General features: G+C 67.0%; 17 protein-coding genes and 1 tRNA gene. 10 read left to right on the forward strand and 8 right to left on the reverse strand.

The features are described 5' to 3' along the window. Positions 1 to 7: 7 nt before the first annotated feature. Genes fdnG through VFS34_03395 form a run of 5 tightly spaced genes read left to right on the forward strand, consistent with a single transcriptional unit; the run spans position 8 to position 5,968 of the window. A complete protein-coding gene (gene fdnG / locus VFS34_03375; protein HET9793480.1) occupies positions 8 to 3,088 on the forward strand; it encodes a formate dehydrogenase-N subunit alpha in 3,081 nt (1,026 codons plus the stop codon). Between the two features lie 7 nt (positions 3,089 to 3,095). Then, the gene (fdxH, locus tag VFS34_03380; protein HET9793481.1) at positions 3,096 to 3,971 is read left to right on the forward strand and encodes a formate dehydrogenase subunit beta; all 876 of its coding nucleotides are present in this window, start codon (positions 3,096 to 3,098) and stop codon (positions 3,969 to 3,971) included. 24 nt (positions 3,972 to 3,995) lie between these two features. Then, the gene (locus VFS34_03385; GenBank protein HET9793482.1) at positions 3,996 to 4,697 is read left to right on the forward strand and encodes a formate dehydrogenase subunit gamma; all 702 of its coding nucleotides are present in this window, start codon (positions 3,996 to 3,998) and stop codon (positions 4,695 to 4,697) included. Continuing rightward, positions 4,678 to 5,490 (forward strand): formate dehydrogenase accessory protein FdhE, encoded by an 813-nt coding sequence (locus VFS34_03390; protein HET9793483.1) that lies wholly within the window; start codon positions 4,678 to 4,680, stop codon positions 5,488 to 5,490. The genes VFS34_03385 and VFS34_03390 overlap by 20 nt, the downstream gene beginning before the upstream one ends. A 37-nt stretch (positions 5,491 to 5,527) precedes the next feature. Next, entirely contained in the window at positions 5,528 to 5,968 is a 441-nt protein-coding gene (locus tag VFS34_03395; GenBank protein ID HET9793484.1) for a hemerythrin domain-containing protein, read from the forward strand. 8 nt (positions 5,969 to 5,976) lie between these two features. Here the strand turns inward: VFS34_03395 and VFS34_03400 are convergent, their stop codons facing one another. From VFS34_03400 to VFS34_03410, 3 genes are all read right to left on the reverse strand, one after another. After that, positions 5,977 to 6,159 (reverse strand): hypothetical protein, encoded by a 183-nt coding sequence (locus tag VFS34_03400; GenBank protein ID HET9793485.1) that lies wholly within the window; start codon positions 6,157 to 6,159, stop codon positions 5,977 to 5,979. A 106-nt stretch (positions 6,160 to 6,265) separates the two neighbouring features. After that, positions 6,266 to 7,288, reverse strand: a complete 1,023-nt coding sequence (gene moaA, locus VFS34_03405) for a GTP 3',8-cyclase MoaA (GenBank protein ID HET9793486.1) — start codon at positions 7,286 to 7,288, stop codon at positions 6,266 to 6,268. A gap of 88 nt (positions 7,289 to 7,376) precedes the next feature. Then, positions 7,377 to 7,907 (reverse strand): VOC family protein, encoded by a 531-nt coding sequence (locus VFS34_03410; protein ID HET9793487.1) that lies wholly within the window; start codon positions 7,905 to 7,907, stop codon positions 7,377 to 7,379. 126 nt (positions 7,908 to 8,033) lie between these two features. Between VFS34_03410 and VFS34_03415 the strand changes: the two genes are divergently transcribed. After that, a tRNA-Arg gene (locus VFS34_03415) sits at positions 8,034 to 8,110 on the forward strand. Between the two features lie 149 nt (positions 8,111 to 8,259). On the opposite strand, the gene VFS34_03420 is transcribed toward VFS34_03415, so the two are convergent. The 3 genes from VFS34_03420 to VFS34_03430 form a co-directional block, all read right to left on the reverse strand. Further along, positions 8,260 to 8,448 carry a hypothetical protein gene (locus VFS34_03420; protein HET9793488.1) on the reverse strand — a complete coding sequence of 63 codons (189 nt, stop codon included), beginning with the start codon at positions 8,446 to 8,448 and terminating at the stop codon, positions 8,260 to 8,262. 10 nt (positions 8,449 to 8,458) lie between these two features. Beyond that, positions 8,459 to 8,614, reverse strand: a complete 156-nt coding sequence (locus VFS34_03425) for a hypothetical protein (protein HET9793489.1) — start codon at positions 8,612 to 8,614, stop codon at positions 8,459 to 8,461. 171 nt (positions 8,615 to 8,785) lie between these two features. Next, the gene (locus VFS34_03430; GenBank protein ID HET9793490.1) at positions 8,786 to 9,808 is read right to left on the reverse strand and encodes a hypothetical protein; all 1,023 of its coding nucleotides are present in this window, start codon (positions 9,806 to 9,808) and stop codon (positions 8,786 to 8,788) included. 137 nt (positions 9,809 to 9,945) lie between these two features. On the opposite strand from VFS34_03430, the gene VFS34_03435 reads away from it, so the two are divergent. Further along, positions 9,946 to 11,337 carry a phospholipase D-like domain-containing protein gene (locus VFS34_03435; GenBank protein ID HET9793491.1) on the forward strand — a complete coding sequence of 464 codons (1,392 nt, stop codon included), beginning with the start codon at positions 9,946 to 9,948 and terminating at the stop codon, positions 11,335 to 11,337. 97 nt (positions 11,338 to 11,434) lie between these two features. Here VFS34_03435 and VFS34_03440 read toward each other — a convergent pair whose 3' ends face one another. After that, entirely contained in the window at positions 11,435 to 11,596 is a 162-nt protein-coding gene (locus VFS34_03440) for a hypothetical protein (protein ID HET9793492.1), read from the reverse strand. 158 nt (positions 11,597 to 11,754) lie between these two features. Continuing rightward, complete coding sequence (locus tag VFS34_03445) at positions 11,755 to 13,974, reverse strand: ATP-dependent RecD-like DNA helicase (GenBank protein ID HET9793493.1); 2,220 nt, start codon at positions 13,972 to 13,974, stop codon at positions 11,755 to 11,757. A 401-nt stretch (positions 13,975 to 14,375) separates the two neighbouring features. Between VFS34_03445 and VFS34_03450 the strand changes: the two genes are divergently transcribed. The 3 genes from VFS34_03450 to VFS34_03460 all read left to right on the forward strand — a co-directional run bounded on the left by VFS34_03450 (position 14,376) and on the right by VFS34_03460 (position 17,351). After that, the gene (locus VFS34_03450; GenBank protein HET9793494.1) at positions 14,376 to 15,098 is read left to right on the forward strand and encodes an RNA polymerase sigma factor; all 723 of its coding nucleotides are present in this window, start codon (positions 14,376 to 14,378) and stop codon (positions 15,096 to 15,098) included. Positions 15,099 to 15,381: 283 nt separating this feature from the next. Continuing rightward, entirely contained in the window at positions 15,382 to 16,230 is an 849-nt protein-coding gene (locus VFS34_03455; GenBank protein ID HET9793495.1) for a hypothetical protein, read from the forward strand. A 152-nt stretch (positions 16,231 to 16,382) separates the two neighbouring features. Further along, entirely contained in the window at positions 16,383 to 17,351 is a 969-nt protein-coding gene (locus VFS34_03460) for a fatty acid desaturase (protein HET9793496.1), read from the forward strand. Positions 17,352 to 17,434 lie beyond the last annotated feature (83 nt).

Genomic DNA, 17,434 nt, shown 5'->3' on the forward strand with positions numbered 1-17,434 from the left:
GGGCCGCATGGAACTCTCGCGCCGCGGATTCTTCAAAGCCACGACAATCGGCGGGACTCTCGCGCTCGGCTTCGACGTCTCGAAGGCGCAGGCGGAGATGCGGGAGCTCAGGATCTCGCGCACGACCGAGACCCGGAGCACCTGCCCGTACTGCGCCGTCTCCTGCGGCGTGATCGTCCACACGCTCGGGGACAAGTCGAAGAACGCGACTCCCGCGGTCGTGCACGTCGAGGGCGATCCCGACCACCCGATCAACCGGGGAACGCTCTGCCCGAAGGGGACGACGCTGCGCGACGACATCAACAGCCCGAACCGGCTGAAGAAACCGCAGGTTCGCCGGCCGGGATCGGACAAGTGGGAAGACATCTCCTGGGACGACGCGATCGCGAAGATCGCGCGCCACATCAAGGACACGCGGGACCGCTGCTTCGTCGCCAAGAACGCCAAGGGAGAGACCGTCAACCGAAATCCCGGCATGGCGCTGATCGGCGGCTGCACGGACACGACCGAATTCAACTACCTCTACTGGAAGGCGGCGTCCGCCTGGGGAGTCCCGTACAGGGATACCCAGGCACGGGTTTGACACGGCCCCACGGTGGCCAGTTTGGCCGCCACGTTCGGCCGCGGGGCGATGACCAACGGATGGGTCGACATCAAGAATGCCGACGTCGTTCTGTGCATGGGCGGCAATCCCGCCGAGAACCACCCCTGCGGCTTCAAATGGGCGATCGAAGCGAAGAAGACCCGTAACGCGAAGCTCATCTCGGTCGATCCGCGGTTCACCCGCACCTCCGCCGTCGCCGACCTCTATTCGCCGATCCGCTCCGGCACCGACATCGCCTATCTCCTCGGCATCATCCGGTACGCGATCGCCAACAACCGGTTCCACGAGGAATACGTCAAGATCCACACGAACGCCCCCTACATCATCGGCTCGAAGTTCGATTTCCAGGACGGTCTCTTCTCCGGGTTCGACGAGGGGAAGGGGGAATACGACAAGACGACCTGGGCGTACGAGGCCGACCCGAAGACGAAGACGTACTCGCTCGACCCGACGCTCCAGAACCCGCGCTGCGTGTTCCAGCTGCTGAAGAAGCACGTCGAGCGGTACACGCCGGAGACGATCGAGAAGATCTGCGGTACCCCGAAGGAGACGTTCCTCAAGGTCGCCGAGCTCGTCACGTCCACGGGCAACGCCGCCCGCGTCGGAACGATCATGTACGCGCTCGGATGGACGCAGCACTCGATCGGGGTTCAGATGATCCGCACGGCGGCGATGCTCCAGCTGCTGCTCGGCAACGTCGGACGGCCCGGAGGCGGCGTCAACGCGCTGCGCGGCCACTCGAACATCCAGGGCGCGACCGATACCGCGGGCGTCTTCGACATCCTTCCCGGGTATCTCAAGACCCCTCCCGCCGCCTCGCAGACGCTCTCGACGTACCTCGAGGGCGCGACCCCGACGGTCCTGGGGAAGCAGGCGTGGGCGACGATGAACTACTGGGTCAACTACCCGAAGTTCACGGTGTCGCTCCTGAAGGCGATCTACGGAAAGAACTCCACGAAAGAGAACGACTGGGGATACAACTGGCTCCCGAAGATCGACGGCAACTACTCGTGGATGTACATCTTCGACGACATGTACCGCGGCAACTCGATGCGCGCGGGGGGGAAAGAACCCGGCCCCGAGGGGCTGATCACGTTCGGCATGAATCCCGTCGGCATCGGGCCGAACTCGCCCAAGATGATCGGCGCGCTCTCGAAGCTCAAGTGGCTCGTCGTCGTCGAGAACCACGACATCGAGACGGCCACCTTCTGGAAAGCCCCGAAGGAATACGGCGGCGCCGATCCTTCGAAGATCGCGACGGAGGTGTTCAACCTGCCGGCGTCGAACTTCATCGAGAAGGACGGCAGCTTCACGAACTCCGCGCGGTGGATGCAGTGGAAGTGGAAGGCCCTCGATCCTCCGGGACTCATCAAGACCGACCAGGAGATCCTCGCGCGGATCTTCCTCGCCGTCCGCGACCTCTACAAGAAGGAGGGCGGCGCGCTCCCCGAACAGGTCGCCAACGTCGACTGGTCCTATTCCAATCCCGCCGCGCCCGATCTGTCCGAGGTCCTGAAGGAGTTGAACGGCAAGGCGCTCGCGGACATCCCGGACCCGAAGGACAAGACCAAGCCGCTCAAGACCGCCGGGCAGCAGATCGACGGCTTCGCGCAGCTCCAGGACGACGGCTCGACGATGTGCGGCAACTGGCTCATGTCGGGCGTCTTCACCGAAGCCGGCAACATGGCGCAGCGGCGGAGTCCCGTCGACGACCCGAGCGGCCTCGGCATGTACCACAACTGGGGTTTCTCCTGGCCCGCGAACCGCCGTGTCATGTACAACCGCGCATCCGCCGACGCCGAGGGGAAGCCCTGGGACCCGACGCGCGTCGGCATCCAGTGGAACGGCCAGAAGTGGGTGGGCGACGTCCCCGACATGAAGCCCGACGCCCCGCCCGGGACGTACGGCGCCTTCATCATGCTGCCCGAGGGGGTCGGGCGCCTCTACGCGCCGGTCCTCTCCGACGGGCCCTTCCCGGAGCACTACGAGGCGGTCGAGGCCCCCGTCGAAAACATGCTCCATCCCAAGGTGACGTCCAATCCGGCCTCGAAGAAATTCAAATCGGACAAGGACGTCTACGGGTCGCCGAAGGATTTCCCGATCGTGTGCATGACCTACCGGTTGACCGAGATGTACCACTACTGGACCAAGCACATCGAGCGATTGAACCAGCTCCAGCCCGGGTTCTTCATCGAGATCCCCGAGGAGCTCGCGAAGGAGAAGGGAATCGCCAACGGCGGCCGCGCCCGGGTGACCTCCGCGCGCGGCTCGATCGAGGGGGTCGCGATGGTGACGAAGCGCCTTCGCCCCATGCACGTCGACGGGAAGCCGCTGTGGCAGATCGGATTCCCGCTGCACTGGGGCTACGAAGCGACCGCGGACCACACGGGCCCGCTCGCGAATTTCCTGACGCCGACCGCGATGGACCCGAACACGTGGACGCCGGAATACAAGACGTTCCTCGTCAAGCTCGAGAAAGCGTGAGGCGGCCATGAGTCTCGAAATTCGCCGCTCCTCCGCCTCCGTCTGGGGAAGCTCCTCCGGCATGCGGACGCTCCCCGCCGTCTCGAAGTACATCGACACGACCACCTGCATCGGCTGCAAGGCGTGCGAGGTCGCCTGCCAGGAGTGGAACGACCTCCCCGTCGTCGAGACGAAGCAGGTCGGGACGTACCAGACGCTGCCGACGCTCCAGGCCGGCTACTGGAACCTGATCCGCTTCAACGAGCGCGACGTCGACGGCGGGATCGCCTGGCTGATGCGCAAGGACCAGTGCATGCACTGCGAGGAGCCCGGGTGCCTCGCGGCGTGTCCCGCGCCGGGCGCGATCGTCCAGTACGCCAACGGGATCGTCGACGTCAACGCCGACCGGTGCATCGGGTGCGGCTACTGCGAAACGGGATGCCCGTTCGACGTGCCGCGCTTCCACAAGACGACGGGGAAGATGGCCAAGTGCACGCTCTGCGTCGACCGGGTCGAAGTCGGCCTCGAGCCCGCGTGCATCAAGGCCTGCCCGACCGGATGCCTCCATTTCGGAACGAAGGAAGACATGGTCGCGCTCGGGATGGGACGGGTCGCGCAGCTGAAGGCGAACGGCTTCGCGCAGGCGGCGCTCTACGACCCGAAGGGCGTCGGCGGCACGGGAGTCGTGACCGTGCTCGCGCACGGCGACCATCCGGAGTGGTACGACCTTCCCGCGGATCCGCACGTTCCGATCCTCGTCCGACTCTGGAAATCGGTGCTCCGTCCGCTCGGCGCGGCCGCGATCTTCGGCGCCGTGATCGGCGCTTTCGCCCACTTCACGAAGTACGGGCGGAAAGAAGCGGAAGGAACCGACGACGACGACACGAACCTGCCGACCGTATGACGCGGCGGGAAGAGGGGTGAGCCTATGACTACCGCCAAGCATCCCCGACCGGTCGACCGGGCGGTCATCGCCGCCCAGTCCCGCGAAGACGTCGTCGTCGGCAACGAGATCGTCCGGCACGACCGGGCTTCGCGCCTGATCCACTGGACCGTGTCCCTCACGTTCTTTCTCTGTCTCTTCACCGGCATGCCGATCTGGACGCCGGTCTTCGGCTGGATGGCGTCGCTCTTCGGCGGGCTGACGGTCTGCCGCGTCATCCACCCCTGGACCGGGGCGGCGTTCTTCCTCTCGACGATCGTGATGTTCTTCTACTGGCTCGACGACATGCACCTCGAACCGGGAGAGCGCAAGGCCTGGGTGAGCGGCGGCCGCGCGATGCGGTACATGCGATACGAGACCGACGACACGAACGTCGGCAAGTACAACGGCGGCCAGAAGCTCCAGTTCTGGCTCGTCTGTCTCGCCGCTCTGGGGCTCCTTCTCTCGGGGCTGATGATGTGGTTTCCGCGCGCGTTTCCGAGGCTCCTCATGGAGCTCGCCTACGTGATCCACGACGTGACGTTCGTCCTCTTTGCGATGCTGATCGTCTTCCACATCTACCTGGGGACCGCGGCGGAGCCGGGAACGTTCGGCTCGATGACGCGGGGAACCGTCACCAAAGCGTGGGCGCGCCTCCACCACGGCCGCTGGTACCGCGACGTGACCGGTGAAGAGCGCCATCGCTGAGTCGAAAGCCGTCCGGGAACTGAACCGCCGCGCCGCCCGAGCCGAATCGCTCGCGCCGGGCGCGCCCTCCGCCGCCGAGCCCCTTCGCTTCGCGGCGGGGCTCTACCGGGCGCAGGCGCGCGCCGCGGAGTCCCTCGAAACCGCCCACGCCCGCCGGCCTCTGACCGGCCGCCTCGCCGACGACGCGGACGCCGTCCTGCTTCCCGCGGCCGCGATCGTGCGGTACGCCGCGAAATCGGGCCCCGACGCGCTGTCGGAGGAAGCCGGGCGGCGCGAAAACGACGATCCGTCGACGGCGCGATCCCGCCTTCTCGCCTTCTGGGAGGGAGGACGGCCGTCGTCGGAGGACTATCTCTCGCGGGCGATCCTCCGGCCGTACGTCGAGCTGCTGAGGGATCTCGGCATCGCGCCGGACCGCCTTCACCGCCGGGGAAAGTGTCCGTTCTGCGGGGGAGAGCCGGGAATCGCCGCCCGGCGCGAAGGCTCGCTGACGGAAGGCGCGCGCCGGATGCTCGGATGCGCACTCTGCGGCACGGAATGGCTGTTCGAAAGGATCCTCTGCCCTTCCTGCTTCGAAGAAGACCCGCGGAAGCTGCCCTCGTTCCGCGACGCGGGACATCCGGCGGTCCGCATCGAGGCGTGCGAAACGTGCCATCGGTACGTCAAGTCGCTCGACCTCTCCGAGGACGCCCGCCCGATCCCCGAAGTCGACGACCTCGTCTCGATCGCGATGGATCTCTGGGCCGCGGAGCAGGGCTTCACGAGGATCGAGCCCGGGCTCGCCGGGCTGTGATCGGCGGCCCGGCCCGCCGCCCCTCGTAACGGCGCCGATGGAACGGACGCGCGACGGGCTCCTCTCGGTCCAGCGGTCGCTCCGCAGCCGCTTCGACGATTTCCGCCGGGCGCTCGACCGGCGCGACGAGCCGGCCTACCGGTTCGGTCTCCACGATTTCCACCGGTGTTTCTGCCGCTGGTCCGACGCGGCCGAGAAGGCGCTCCTTCCCGCCCTGCGGCGTTCGGATCGGGGCGGCCCGGCTCCCGCGCGCGAGCTCCGGCCCGAGTGGGTGCAGCTCCGCGAGCTGACGCGGTTCCTGACGACGCAGCTCGACGGCCACGCGCCGCTCTCGGACGTCCTCGGCCTCGCCGACAACCTCGAGCGGAGGCTCTCCGCGCACGAATCGGGAATGGAGCGCGACTATCTTCCGGCGGCGGCGCCCGAATTGACCGAATCCGAATGGAAAGTGCTCGCCGAAGCGGCGCCCGAGCTCTGAGGGGGGATTCAGCCGAGCTGCTGGGTCTCGAAAGAGTCGGGTTCAGGGTCCGAGCGCAGCGTCGCGTAGGCCGCGGCCAGGCGATCCTGCGTCCAGCCGAGAAAGATCCCGTCTCCGCGATAGAGGGGAACGCCCGCCACCGATTCGAGAACGAGGATCGAGCCGCTCCCCTCTTCGCTTTCGATCGCCATTCGCCACGCCGACAGCGTCGACGAGCTTTCGCGCGTTCGGATCGCCGACCGCTCGAGCGAGACGGCTCGGGGCTGCGTCAGGCCGGGGACGAGCGGTTCGGGCAGCTCAGCCCCCTCTCGTGTGCATCTCGAGATGCGGATCGCGTTTGAGCGAGTTCGCCGGAAGGAGAGGAGAACGGTCGCGCAGCGCGAAGCGCTCTTCCGCGCCGCGGTCGGAGCGGCCGCGCCAGGTGTTCTCGATCAGCGCCTTCAATTGTTCCCGCGAGGCGCCCGCGCGGAGCGGCGCCCGCAGGTCCATCCCGCGCGCCGCGTAGAGGCAGAGATACCAGAGCCCGTCGGCGGTCAGCCGGCTGCGGTCGCACGCGCGGCAGAACGGGGCGGTCGTCGACGCGATGATCCCGAACACCGTCCCGTCGGCCAGCCGGAAACGCTCGGCGGGAGCCGAGCCCTCCGCCGGCTCGGGACGGATCGGTCCGAAGCGCCGGGCGAGGGCGCCGAGGATCTCCGCCCGCGGGACGACCTTTTCCGACGACCACCGCGTCGCGCCGCCCACGTCCATGTACTCGATGAAGCGCACCTCCGCGCCGACCTTCTTCCCGTACTCGAGGAGCGCGGCGAGCTCGTCGTCGTTCACGCCCCGGATGACGACGCTGTCGATCTTGAGCGTGCCGAATCCGAGCCGGGACGTTTCCTCGATTCCGGCGAGGACCCGCGCGTGTCCGTCGATCCGCGTGAGCTCGCGGAAACGATTGGCGTCGAGCGTGTCGAGGCTGACCGTCACGCGACCCAGGCCGGCGGCGCGAAGAGCGGCCGCCTGTTCGGCGAGAAGAATCCCGTTCGTCGTCAGCGCGAGGTCCCGGATCGCGGGCTTGTCCGCGATCATCCGGACGAGCCTGGCGAGATCGCGGCGGACGAGAGGCTCTCCTCCCGTCAGCCGGACGCGATCGACACCGCACTCGGCGAAGACGTCGACCAGCGCGGAGAGCTCTTCGAAATCGAGGATGTCGCGCCGCGGCAGCCACGCGTAGTCCCGCTCCGGCATGCAGTACTGGCAGCGCAGGTTGCACCGGTCCGTCACCGAGACGCGGAGGTTCGCGAGCGGTCTTCCGAGCGTGTCCCGGGGGTTCACGGGAGGATTCTATCCGCGCGGCTCCGGCCCGGCTCGATTCCTCCCGGCGGAGCCCCGCTCGCGGGCGGTCGGGCGCCTGGCTCCCGCCTCAGCGTTTCGCCGATTCCCGGCCGATCGTGAGCTTGAACCCGTCGGGATCGGTCAACGAGAAATCGCGGCTTCCCCACGGCATGTCGGCGGGCTCCGAGTCGAGCGTGCCTCCCCGCGCCTTGATCCCGGCCGCCAGCCCGTCGACGTCCTGCGCCGTCGAGAAGTAGATCCGGAATCCCTCGCCCTTCCGGCGATCCCGCCCCTTCTGCCAGTCGTCCTGCGCGAGCATCAGCGACACGTCTCCCGCCCGCAGGGACACTCCGCGGAGCACGCCGTCGCGCTCCCACTTCTCCTCGATGGCGAATCCGAGGACGTCCCGGTACCAGCCCATGCTCCTCGAGAGGTCGTCGACCGTGAAGGCCGGCGAGGCTTCCGTCATCCGGAAACCGGAAGAGCTCCGACCGCTCTTCGCCGCCGACGCTTTCGGCCGGCGCGCGGCGCTCGCCCGGGATGCGCTCTTCTTCTTCGCGGACATCGTCTTCGTGGCCGACTTCGTCTTCTTACTCGTCTTTTTCTTCGTCGCTGGCATGGCTACCTCCTTCGCGCGTGTTTGCGTCGACTCCCCATCCTACCGCCGCCGCGGTCGAGAGAACGCGGGTACGCGCGGCGCGTCGCGGCGCGAGGGGATCGTGGGATTCGATAGACTGGAACGCGGGCGCCCGTAGCTCAACTGGATAGAGCATCAGACTTCGGATCTGAGGGTTGGGGGTTCGAATCCCTTCGGGCGCGCCATCGATTCAGGGGGACAGGCTTCTCGGAAACCTCGGATATTCGCGGATTGTCGGCCGTCCGGCTACTGGTCCCGCACGCCGGGAGCGTGCTCAGGTCTCGGAACGGCGGTCTTTGCGATCCTGATCCCTTCGCAGGCGACCCGGAGACCGCTACTTCTTGGCGGGCCGCTCTTCGTCGGGATTCCAGTCCCGCCGGAGGAGGTGGGTCGTTCCGTCGGGACAATGCCAGTTCGTCATCGGTTCGCCGTTCTGAACGGCCTCTTCCTTGAAATGAAACCCACGCCCCCCGCACTTCCCGATGGGGCATGCCGAGCCTTCGTCGCGCACCCGTTTGACCATGCTTCCTCCGTCACGCCCGCCGCAGCCGCGAGCTCGTCCCCGAGTCGTCCAGGCGCCGGCACTGGCGCGCCGGACACGCCTCCGGGTCCGGGCGGTCGGCCGGCCAGCGGAACGCCTGCCCGCACCTCCCGCAGGTCCATGTCACGTATTTTCGGTTGTCGTCCATCCGCCCAGTGTACGCCTCTTACCCGTCGACAGGGGGATTCCATCGGGCTTCGGGGCTGAGGTCGGCCGTTCGATCCGTTCGGTCCCACGGCGGTCGGTCCGGAAGACCGGGCCACCCCAGGACGTCTTCGTTTTCACCGGAAAGCAATCCTTCCGGGAGTCCCGGAAAAGCTCAGTTCCGGTCCTCGTAGACGCCCACGATGACCATCTCGTACGGAAGATTTCCGGTCAGGAGGTCGGGCCGACGATCCGATCGCGCGGTCCGGGACGCGATTTCCGCCAGATCGATTCTCGGCAGACCGAAGACGTGAAGCCGGCTCCCGGGCGGAAGAGAGCGGACGATCCTCTCGGGGGGAGAGCCCTTCACGAAGGCCATCCGGAGTTTCGGCACCAGGAGATTCCCTTTCAGGTCGAGCGCCGCCGCGTTGACGAATCTCCCGTCGGGGACGACCTGTTGCCGGTCCCGGCCGACCTCCAGGAGGAACTCCGCGTCATTGAACTGTTTGCTGGGCGTCACAACCGTCGTCGTGCGTCCCGGCACGATGCGGCAGGGGATCTTTTCGAGGGTTCGAAAAATCAGATCGGCGCTGCCGGGTCGATAGCCATCGACGGGGCGCAGAGATTCGAGGAGGTCGATCCCCGCGACCCTGATCAGCGGATGGATCTCGAAGACGTGGTCGGGGTTCGTGCTCATGGTCGAGGGGAAGTCGTCGCCCTGAATCTCTTTGGCTTTACCGACGTGTTCGCTCCATATCCGCCACGCACCGGCGACCTTGAGCGATCGCCCGCTGCCCTCGGCGCGGCGGACGACGTCGGACGCTTCCTTTTCACCCGCCGCATTCTGGATTTCCGCCACCGCGGGGAGACGGATTCCCGGCGCGCTTCCGGCCAGATGAAAGTCTCCGTCGAAGACCGCGGGGTGCGGTCTCTTGTCCGCGCGGTCGACGGTCAGGTCGACGTCGATCGTGACGCGGTTCTTGTAGGCCTCGATGAACGCTGGGTCGAGAGTGATGGCGATCTCCGCGGTCGAATTCGCGGCATGCACGCGAATCAGGTCCTCCTTCGCTTCCCGGACGATCACGGCGCAGCCACCGAGGAGAACGGTCAGGCAGGCGAATCCGGAGAGACGGCGAAGGAGAACGTTTCCTCCTCCGGCGCGCCGCGACGGACGGGCGGTCCGGGACGTCTTCGTCACGGGTCGCCATCACCACGGGCGAGGGGACGTTCGCGGGGGACGTGTTCGACCGTGACGCGCCGGGCCCTTCCCCATGCGAGCCGCCGAGCTCGTTCTCCTTCCCGTCGGGGGAACGGGCGCCGCTGTAGGATCCCCACATGACGCCGCCCCGGCGTTTCGTTTCCTCTCTTCTGACGGTCTCCGTGCTGATCGCCGGCGGAGGCTGCGCGACCCTGCCGAACGTTTCGGAAACGATGGGCGAGGCGCCCGAAGGCAAGGCGCCCGACCGGATCGTTTCCGCCAAGGGGCTCCTGTCCCCCGCGACGAGCAAAGCCATCATGGAGCGGCTCGAGCGATCCGTCGACCCGACCGACGTCGTCCAACGCTTCACCGCCGTCATCGAATCGGTGACCGGCACTCCGGCGGTGAAGGGAAACGCCGTCAAGCTGCTCATCGACGGTCCCGCCACCTACGCCGCGATGTTCGCGGCCATTCAGGCCGCCCGGGTCGATATCGATCTGGAGAGCTACATCCTCGAGGACGACGAGGAAGGCCGGCGGTTCGCGGATCTGTTGATGAAGAAGGCCGCGGAGGGTGTTCCGGTCCACGTCATCTACGACAGCCTCGGCAGTCTCGGGACCGCGGCCGCTTTCTTCGATCGCCTGCGGGACGCCGGGATCCAGGTCGTCGAATTCAACCAGACGAATCCCCTCAAGGATCACGGGAAATGGGGCCTGCTCCACCGGGATCACCGAAAGATTCTCGTCGTCGACGGCAAGCTCGCCATCATCGGCGGCATCAACATCAGCAAGGTGTATTCGAGCAGTCCTTCCGGAACCCGGAAGCGAAAGGGCGCGCCCGTCGGGTGGCGCGACACGGACGTCCAGATCGAAGGCCCCGCCGCGGCCGAGTTCCAGAAACTCTTCCTCGACACCTGGCGCCAGCAGAAGGGCCCGAGCATTCCGGAACAGGCCGAGCTCCCGGTCCGGAACGACGCGGGCACCGCTCTGGTGCGGGCCCTGGGCAGCACGCCGGGAGAGACCAACCGAATCACCTTCGTGGCGTACGTGGCCGCGATCACTTTCGCGCAACATTCGATTCATCTCACGAACGCCTATTTTGTACCGGATGACCAGATCCTCGAGGCCTTCGAGGACGCCGCCCGGCGCGGCGTCGACGTCGAAATCATTCTTCCGTCGATTACCGACGCGCCGGCGGTGCTTTCCGCCCAGCGGTATCGATATTCGGAGCTGCTGAGAGCGGGAGTGAAGATCTTCGAGCGCCGCAACGTCGTCATGCATGCGAAGACCGCGGTCATCGACGGCATCTGGTCGACCGTCGGCTCGACGAACATGGATTACCTGAGCTTTCTGAGCAATAACGAGGTCAACGCCGTCATCCTGAGCCGCGAGTTCGCCGATGAAATGGAGAAGGCGTTCGCCCGGGACCGGGCGGCGTCCGACCCGATCTCATGGGACAAATGGCGGAGAAGGGCCGAAGCGGAAAAGGTCGAGGAGTGGGTCGCGCACCTGTTCTTCCGGTGGCTGTAGGGAGTGGGGCCCTTCGGGCTCTCGTCGTTGTTTTCGAAGAGCGTGGGACTTCGGGAACGGGGGGGGCGGTATTCCGCTCGGAGACGTCTGAGAAGTCCTACGAGCGAGTCTGGACCTTGTTGATGAAGATCACCGCGATGAACAGCATAACGAAGGCGGTCATCCGTTCGCCGCGTCGAAGCGCGTCGTTGGAGGCCAAGATCGCGTAGCCGGCCAGCACCATCAGGACGGTCATCAGCACTCGAATCGGATTCTTCATGATCGCCGGGATGATAGCAGGACGTGCGAAACGGCTCCCTGGTACACCGTTGTGCCGCGCCGGCGCCGACGCACCCTCCCCCGACGGTCAACCGCCGACGAGAACGGATCCCGCGATACCGCCCTCCTCCCGCGCCGATCTTCGGGCGGCTCTCCCGCTCAGAAGAGCGCGGGGCGGGCCGCGGCTTCGACGAGCCGCTCCTTCAGGGTCGTGATCCGCCGCCGCGACGACACCCGGTTCGTCGCGATCGCGAGGGCGCTCTTCGTTCCGACCAGGACGACGAGCTTCCTCGCGCGGGTGACCGCCGTGTAGAGGAGGTTGCGCTGCAGCATCACGTAGTGCTGCGAATGGATCGGCACCACGACCGCCGGGTACTCGCTCCCCTGGCTCTTGTGGACCGTCGCGGCGTACGCGAGGATCAGCTCGTCGAGCTCGCCGAAGCCGTACGCGACGGAGCGGCCGTCGAAGGCGACCGTGACCTCCTGCTCGCCCGCATCGATCGACCGGACGCGCCCGATGTCCCCGTTGAAGACGTTCTTCTCGTAGTCGTTGACGGTCTGCATCACCCGGTCGCCCACCCGGAACGTCCAGCCGAACCGGTCGACCGACTCGCCGGAGGGATTCAGGGCCTCCTGCAGCTTCACGTTCAGGTTCCGCGCGCCGAGCTCCCCTTTCTGCATCGGGCAGAGCACCTGCACGTCTTCGCGCGGATTCAGCCGGAAGCGCCGGGGGATGGCCTCGGTCACGAGCTGGATCACGCGCGCGACCCCCTCCTCCGGTTCGTCCGCTTCGACGAAGTAGAAATCGGACGTCTCGGACTTCACCCCGCTCTCGGGAAAGACGGGAAGGACGCCCCGGTTGATCCGGTGGGCGTTCGTGATGATCGCGCTCCGCGCGGCCTGGCGAAACACTTCCGTCAGGCGCAGGACGGGAACCGTTCCCGAATCGATGACGTCGCGGAGCACCGACCCCGGCCCGACCGAGGGCAGCTGGTCCACGTCGCCCACGAAGAGGAGGGCCGCCGCCGGCGGAACCGCGCGCACGAGCTGCTGGCAGAGCGTCACGTCGAGCATGCTCGCCTCGTCGACGACGAAGAGGTCCCCCTTCAACGGATGGGCCGCATCGTGCTTGAACGCCAACGACGCCGGATCGAATTCGAGGAGCCGGTGGATCGTCTTCGCTTCGAGTCCCGACGTCTCCGAGAGCCTCTTCGCCGCCCGGCCCGTGGGAGCGCAGAGGACGACCTCCCGCTTCTTCGCGCGGAAGATCTTCACGATCGAGTCGACGAGCGTCGTCTTACCGACTCCCGGCCCCCCGGTGATCACCATCACCTTCGCGGTCAGCGCCTTCGCGAGCGCCGCGCGCTGGGTCGCGGAGAGCGTCAACCCGACCTTCATCTCCACCCAGTCCGCGGCTTTCGCGGAGTCGACCGGCGGGAGCGGGTGCGGACGGCGCGAGAGCCCGGCGAGGCTCTTCGCCAGCTCCCGCTCGGCGTCGTCGAGCGGGGCGAGGTAGACGAGCGGCGCGCCGTCCGGGCCCGGGTGTTCGGCGAGCCGCTTCGACGCGATGCCGTGCGCGATCGCCGCGTCCGTGAGCCCGGCCGGAATGCCGAGGAGATCCGAGGCCCGCTTCGCGAGGTCTCCCCGGGGATAGGCGCAATGTCCGTCGTGGGTCAGCTCCTGGAGAGTGAATTCGACGCCGGCTCGCGCGCGGAGCTCCGAGCTCGGAGCGACGCCGACGCGGGCGGCGATCGCGTCGGCGGTCTTGAAGCCGATTCCGCGGATGTCGCGTGCGAGGCAATACGGGTCCGCCTGGACGGTTTCGATCGCGTGCTCGCCGTACGTCTTGAAGATCCGGTAGGCCCGCGACGAGGAGACGCCGTGGCTGTGGAGGAACACCATGATCTCGCGGACGACCTTCTGGGCCCGGAACGATTCCGTGATCGCGCGCTGGCGGCTCCTCCCGATCCCCGCCACCTCGCGGAGGCGGCCCGGCTTCTCGGCGATGACGGTGAAGACGTCCTTCCCGAATTTCTTCACCAGCCGCGCAGCGAACGCCGGACCGATTCCCCGGATCAGCCCGGAGGCGAGATAGCGCTCGATCCCCTCGGCATTTTCGGGCGACGACGTCCGGATCTGGTCGGCCTTGAACTGCGGCCCGTGTCTCGGGTCGATCGTCCACTGACCGGTCGCCGAGAGCCATTCCCCGACCGACACGGCCGGCACCGTGCCGACGACCGTGCAGAGCTCCTTCCGGCCCCGCACGCTCACCTTGACGACGCAGAACCCCGACTCGTCGCTGTGGAACGTCACCCGCTCGACCTGCCCCGTGACGCCGTCGGACGGCGCGGGGGGAGCCTGGCCTTCGGGAGAACGCATCCGGCTATTGTGGACGATCGCGCGAGAAGGGCAAAGGCGTTGAACCGCGGACCATGAGGCGCCAGTGGTCTCAGTTCAGGGATACCGACCGGACCTCGATCTCATCTCCCTGCCGTTCCCCTTCGAGATTGACGCGCAGGTGGGTCCGCCTTGCCCGTGTCCTTCAATACCGCCGCGGCCTGCTCGTTTCCTTTCCGGTCGAACTTCAGGTAGCGGCCCTCGGCCGTCAGGATCCCGTAACCGCTCGCCCGGCACTGGACCTGTCGAATTTCATCGGACCCATGCCTCCTGGCGGGTACAGAGTCGGAAGGGAGGGATCGGTGACGCCTGCCCCGGTCTCCCCATTAAGATTCGCCGACGTCACCTTTCGGCCCGCCGGAGCTCTGTTAGCGTGGCCGAGGATGATCTTGAACACGGGGACGGCCAGAGCCGAGGAATGGGATGACTTCTCCGACGACGACGTCATCACGAGAGTCCGCGCGGGGGAGATCGATCTCTTCGAGATCCTCATGCGCCGTTACAACCAGCGCCTCTATCGGCTGGCGCGCGCCGTCTTGCGAAGCGACGGCGAGGCCGAAGACGCGGTCCAGGACGCCTGGGTCCGGGTGTACACGCACCTCGACCAGTTCGCCGGGCGCGCGGCTTTTTCGACGTGGGTCTCGCGCATCGTCCTTCACGAGTCGTGGGCGCGCGCGCGGCGCGGACGCCGCTTCCCGGCGATGGAACCGGATTCCGCGGGAGAGACCTTCGAGATGAAGCTGCCCTCCCGCGAACCCGATCCCGAGGGAGTGGCCGTGAGCGGCGAGTTTCGGACGCTTCTCGAGTCCGTGATCGAAAACCTGCCCGAGACCTATCGGACGGTCTTCGTGTTGCGCGAGATCGAACAGCTTTCGACGGCGGAAACGGCGGCGTCCCTGGAAGTGAGCGAGGAAGTCGTCAAGACCCGCCTCCACCGGGCTCGGGCCGCGCTGCGGCGCGAGCTCGTCGCCCGGGCGGGCGTCGGAACGCGGCAAGCCTTCCCGTTCCTCGGGCCCCGCTGCGACCGGATGGTCGAATCGGTGATGAGCCGCGTCCGGAACATCCGAGAGGCGCGCCCCCGCGCCGTCGATCCGACGATCGAATAGCCCCGGGATCAGGTGATCCCGTCGATCCGGTCCGGCCGTGGTTCGGCTTCCTCGATGCCTCTCCTCCGAAACCGGGTTTCCCTCATTTGCCGGCCACGCGGGAACGTCGTCCGGACGGGTGATCCGTCCCGAACTGCGGTATTCACGGGACTTCCAACCCATCGAGAATCGGGCACCGCGAATCGCAAGGACGCATCCGGCTCACGAACCGGGCCGCCCGCGATCTCTCGCCGGAGGTCGAAAGGGGAATACCTGTCCTTCTGCTGCGTTAACATCCCTGACCATGCGGAAAATCGCTTTCGTCCTCGGCCTCTGCATTGCCCTGTTCGCCTGGGTGCGGCCGGGCTCGGGCCGCGGCGTCGAGCTCGCCTCGCTCCACGACGCCGGGGGGATCTCCGGCGCGATCCACGCGCTCTTCCTGACTCCGGACGAGGCCGCGCGCATCGAGCCCGGAAACGACGTCCATCCCGGCGTCCGGCCCGTGAAGGCGGTTCCCGGTCTCGTCGAGGTCGTCCTGACGCCCTTCTCGGCGAAGATCGACGGCCGGATCGGGCACTACGATCTGGGCCGCTGGCCGTTCGAAAACGCTCCGCCGATGAGCGCTGCCTACGCGGATCCCCGCGGGTTCGTCGAGGTGACGCCGGAAAACGCCTCCCTCCACGTGTCCGAACATTTCACGCTCGGCGAATTCGTCACCAAGAACCAGTCGAACCTCTGGCCCAAATACATCGTTCTCGAGCCGCGGCTGCTCGACAAGCTCGAGCTCACGATCGCGAAGCTCAAGGAGACCGGGCATCCCGTGCGGAATCTCTTCGTCATGAGCGGCTTCCGGACGCCCGACTACAACGCGCTCGACCTGGGGCCGAAGGCGCGGTCGAAGGTCTCCCGGCACATGTACGGCGATGCCGCCGACGTGTACCCGGACGATCACGGGCGGGGCGTCATGGATGACCTGAACGGCGACGGCCGGGTCGATCTCGCCGACGCGCGGATCCTGGCCGATGCGGCGGAAGCCGTCGAGCGCGAGCATCCGAGTCTCGTGGGCGGGATCGGCATCTACCCGGCCAACCGGATCCACGGCCCGTTCGTGCACATCGACGTGCGCGGCAAGCGGGCCCGCTGGAACGGATAGCGAACCCGCCCGCATCGATTCCCTCACCCGGACGGCGCGGCTCGGCCCATGACCGGGTCGGCGTCGAGCCCATCGGGCTCACCTCTTCCGCGGGCCGGCGGGACGAACGCGGCGGCCGGGCGCGAGTAATGCATGTAACAATGGATTCGACGATGGACCAGGATTTCCTCCGCTCTCCCCACCCGCCGCCCCACCGGGAACGCACGCAGCGCATTCTCGCGGCGCATCCGGAGGTCCGGCAGTTCATCGGCCTCAATCCCGCGAGTTTCGGGATCATCGCCTTCGGGATCGCCCTCCAGCTGGGGCTCGCGTTCCTCCTGAGATCGCAATCCTGGTGGCTCGTCGTGGGGACCGCGATGCTCGTGGGCGCATTCGCCAGTCACGCGCTCTGGGTGATGATCCACGAGTGCACCCACAACCTGCTGTTCCGGGATCCGCGGTGGAACACCGTCGCCGGCATCTTCGCGAACCTCCCGCACATTCTGCCGAGCGCCGTTTCCTTCCAGCGGTATCACCTGAAGCACCACGCCTACCAGGGGGTCTACGAGCTCGACGCGGACCTGCCCAATCGGTGGGAAGCGCGTCTCGTCGGCCATTCCCCTCTCGGAAAAGCGATCTGGATGCTCCTCTTCCCGATCTTTCAGATCACCCGGCCGCCCCGGCTGCGGGAGATCCGGCCGATCGACCGGTGGGTCGTCACGAATTTCCTCGTCCAGATCGGATTCGACGTCGCGGTCTGGGCGTGGCTCGGCCCGAAGGCGTTCTTCTATCTCCTGTTCTCGACGTTCTTCGGTCTCGGGCTCCATCCCCTCGGCGCCCGATGGATCCAGGAGCACTACGTCTTCGCGCCTCCGCAGGAAACGTACAGCTACTACGGACCGCTCAACACCGTCGCTTTCAACGTCGGTTACCACAACGAGCATCACGACTTTCCCTCGGTGCCCTGGAACCGCCTTCCGCGGATCCGGAAGGCCGCGCCCGACGCGTACGAGAGTCTCGTTGCTCACCGATCGTGGAGCGGCCTCCTGTATCGCTTCCTGACGGATCCGGCCGTCACGCTCTTTTCGCGCGAAGTGCGCGTGCAGCGCGGCGCCGGCGAGAGCGACGCGACGTCCGCATAACGCGAGCGCCGAGTAGGCGATCGCGCTCCTCTCCCGTCGCAACCCTCGAGAAAGCGATCGTCCGACGGGATCTCGAACGGGAA

The organism is Thermoanaerobaculia bacterium, assembly GCA_035717485.1.
Taxonomy (GTDB): Bacteria; Acidobacteriota; Thermoanaerobaculia; order UBA5066; family DATFVB01; genus DATFVB01.

Excerpts from the sequence above, each read along its gene's own strand:
- VFS34_03440 (HET9793492.1), bottom strand. The coding sequence starts at position 11,596 with ATGAAGAATCCGATTCGAGTGCTGATGACCGTCCTGATGGTGCTGGCC.
- VFS34_03385 (HET9793482.1), top strand. The coding sequence starts at position 3,996 with ATGACTACCGCCAAGCATCCCCGACCGGTCGACCGGGCGGTCATCGCC.
- VFS34_03425 (HET9793489.1), bottom strand. The coding sequence starts at position 8,614 with ATGGACGACAACCGAAAATACGTGACATGGACCTGCGGGAGGTGCGGG.
- VFS34_03455 (HET9793495.1), top strand. The coding sequence starts at position 15,382 with ATGCGGAAAATCGCTTTCGTCCTCGGCCTCTGCATTGCCCTGTTCGCC.
- VFS34_03420 (HET9793488.1), bottom strand. The coding sequence starts at position 8,448 with ATGGTCAAACGGGTGCGCGACGAAGGCTCGGCATGCCCCATCGGGAAG.
- VFS34_03435 (HET9793491.1), top strand. The coding sequence starts at position 9,946 with ATGACGCCGCCCCGGCGTTTCGTTTCCTCTCTTCTGACGGTCTCCGTG.
- VFS34_03445 (HET9793493.1), bottom strand. The coding sequence starts at position 13,974 with ATGCGTTCTCCCGAAGGCCAGGCTCCCCCCGCGCCGTCCGACGGCGTC.
- fdxH (HET9793481.1), top strand. The coding sequence starts at position 3,096 with ATGAGTCTCGAAATTCGCCGCTCCTCCGCCTCCGTCTGGGGAAGCTCC.
- VFS34_03460 (HET9793496.1), top strand. The coding sequence starts at position 16,383 with ATGGACCAGGATTTCCTCCGCTCTCCCCACCCGCCGCCCCACCGGGAA.
- VFS34_03395 (HET9793484.1), top strand. The coding sequence starts at position 5,528 with ATGGAACGGACGCGCGACGGGCTCCTCTCGGTCCAGCGGTCGCTCCGC.
- VFS34_03400 (HET9793485.1), bottom strand. The coding sequence starts at position 6,159 with ATGGCGATCGAAAGCGAAGAGGGGAGCGGCTCGATCCTCGTTCTCGAA.
- VFS34_03450 (HET9793494.1), top strand. The coding sequence starts at position 14,376 with ATGATCTTGAACACGGGGACGGCCAGAGCCGAGGAATGGGATGACTTC.
- VFS34_03410 (HET9793487.1), bottom strand. The coding sequence starts at position 7,907 with ATGCCAGCGACGAAGAAAAAGACGAGTAAGAAGACGAAGTCGGCCACG.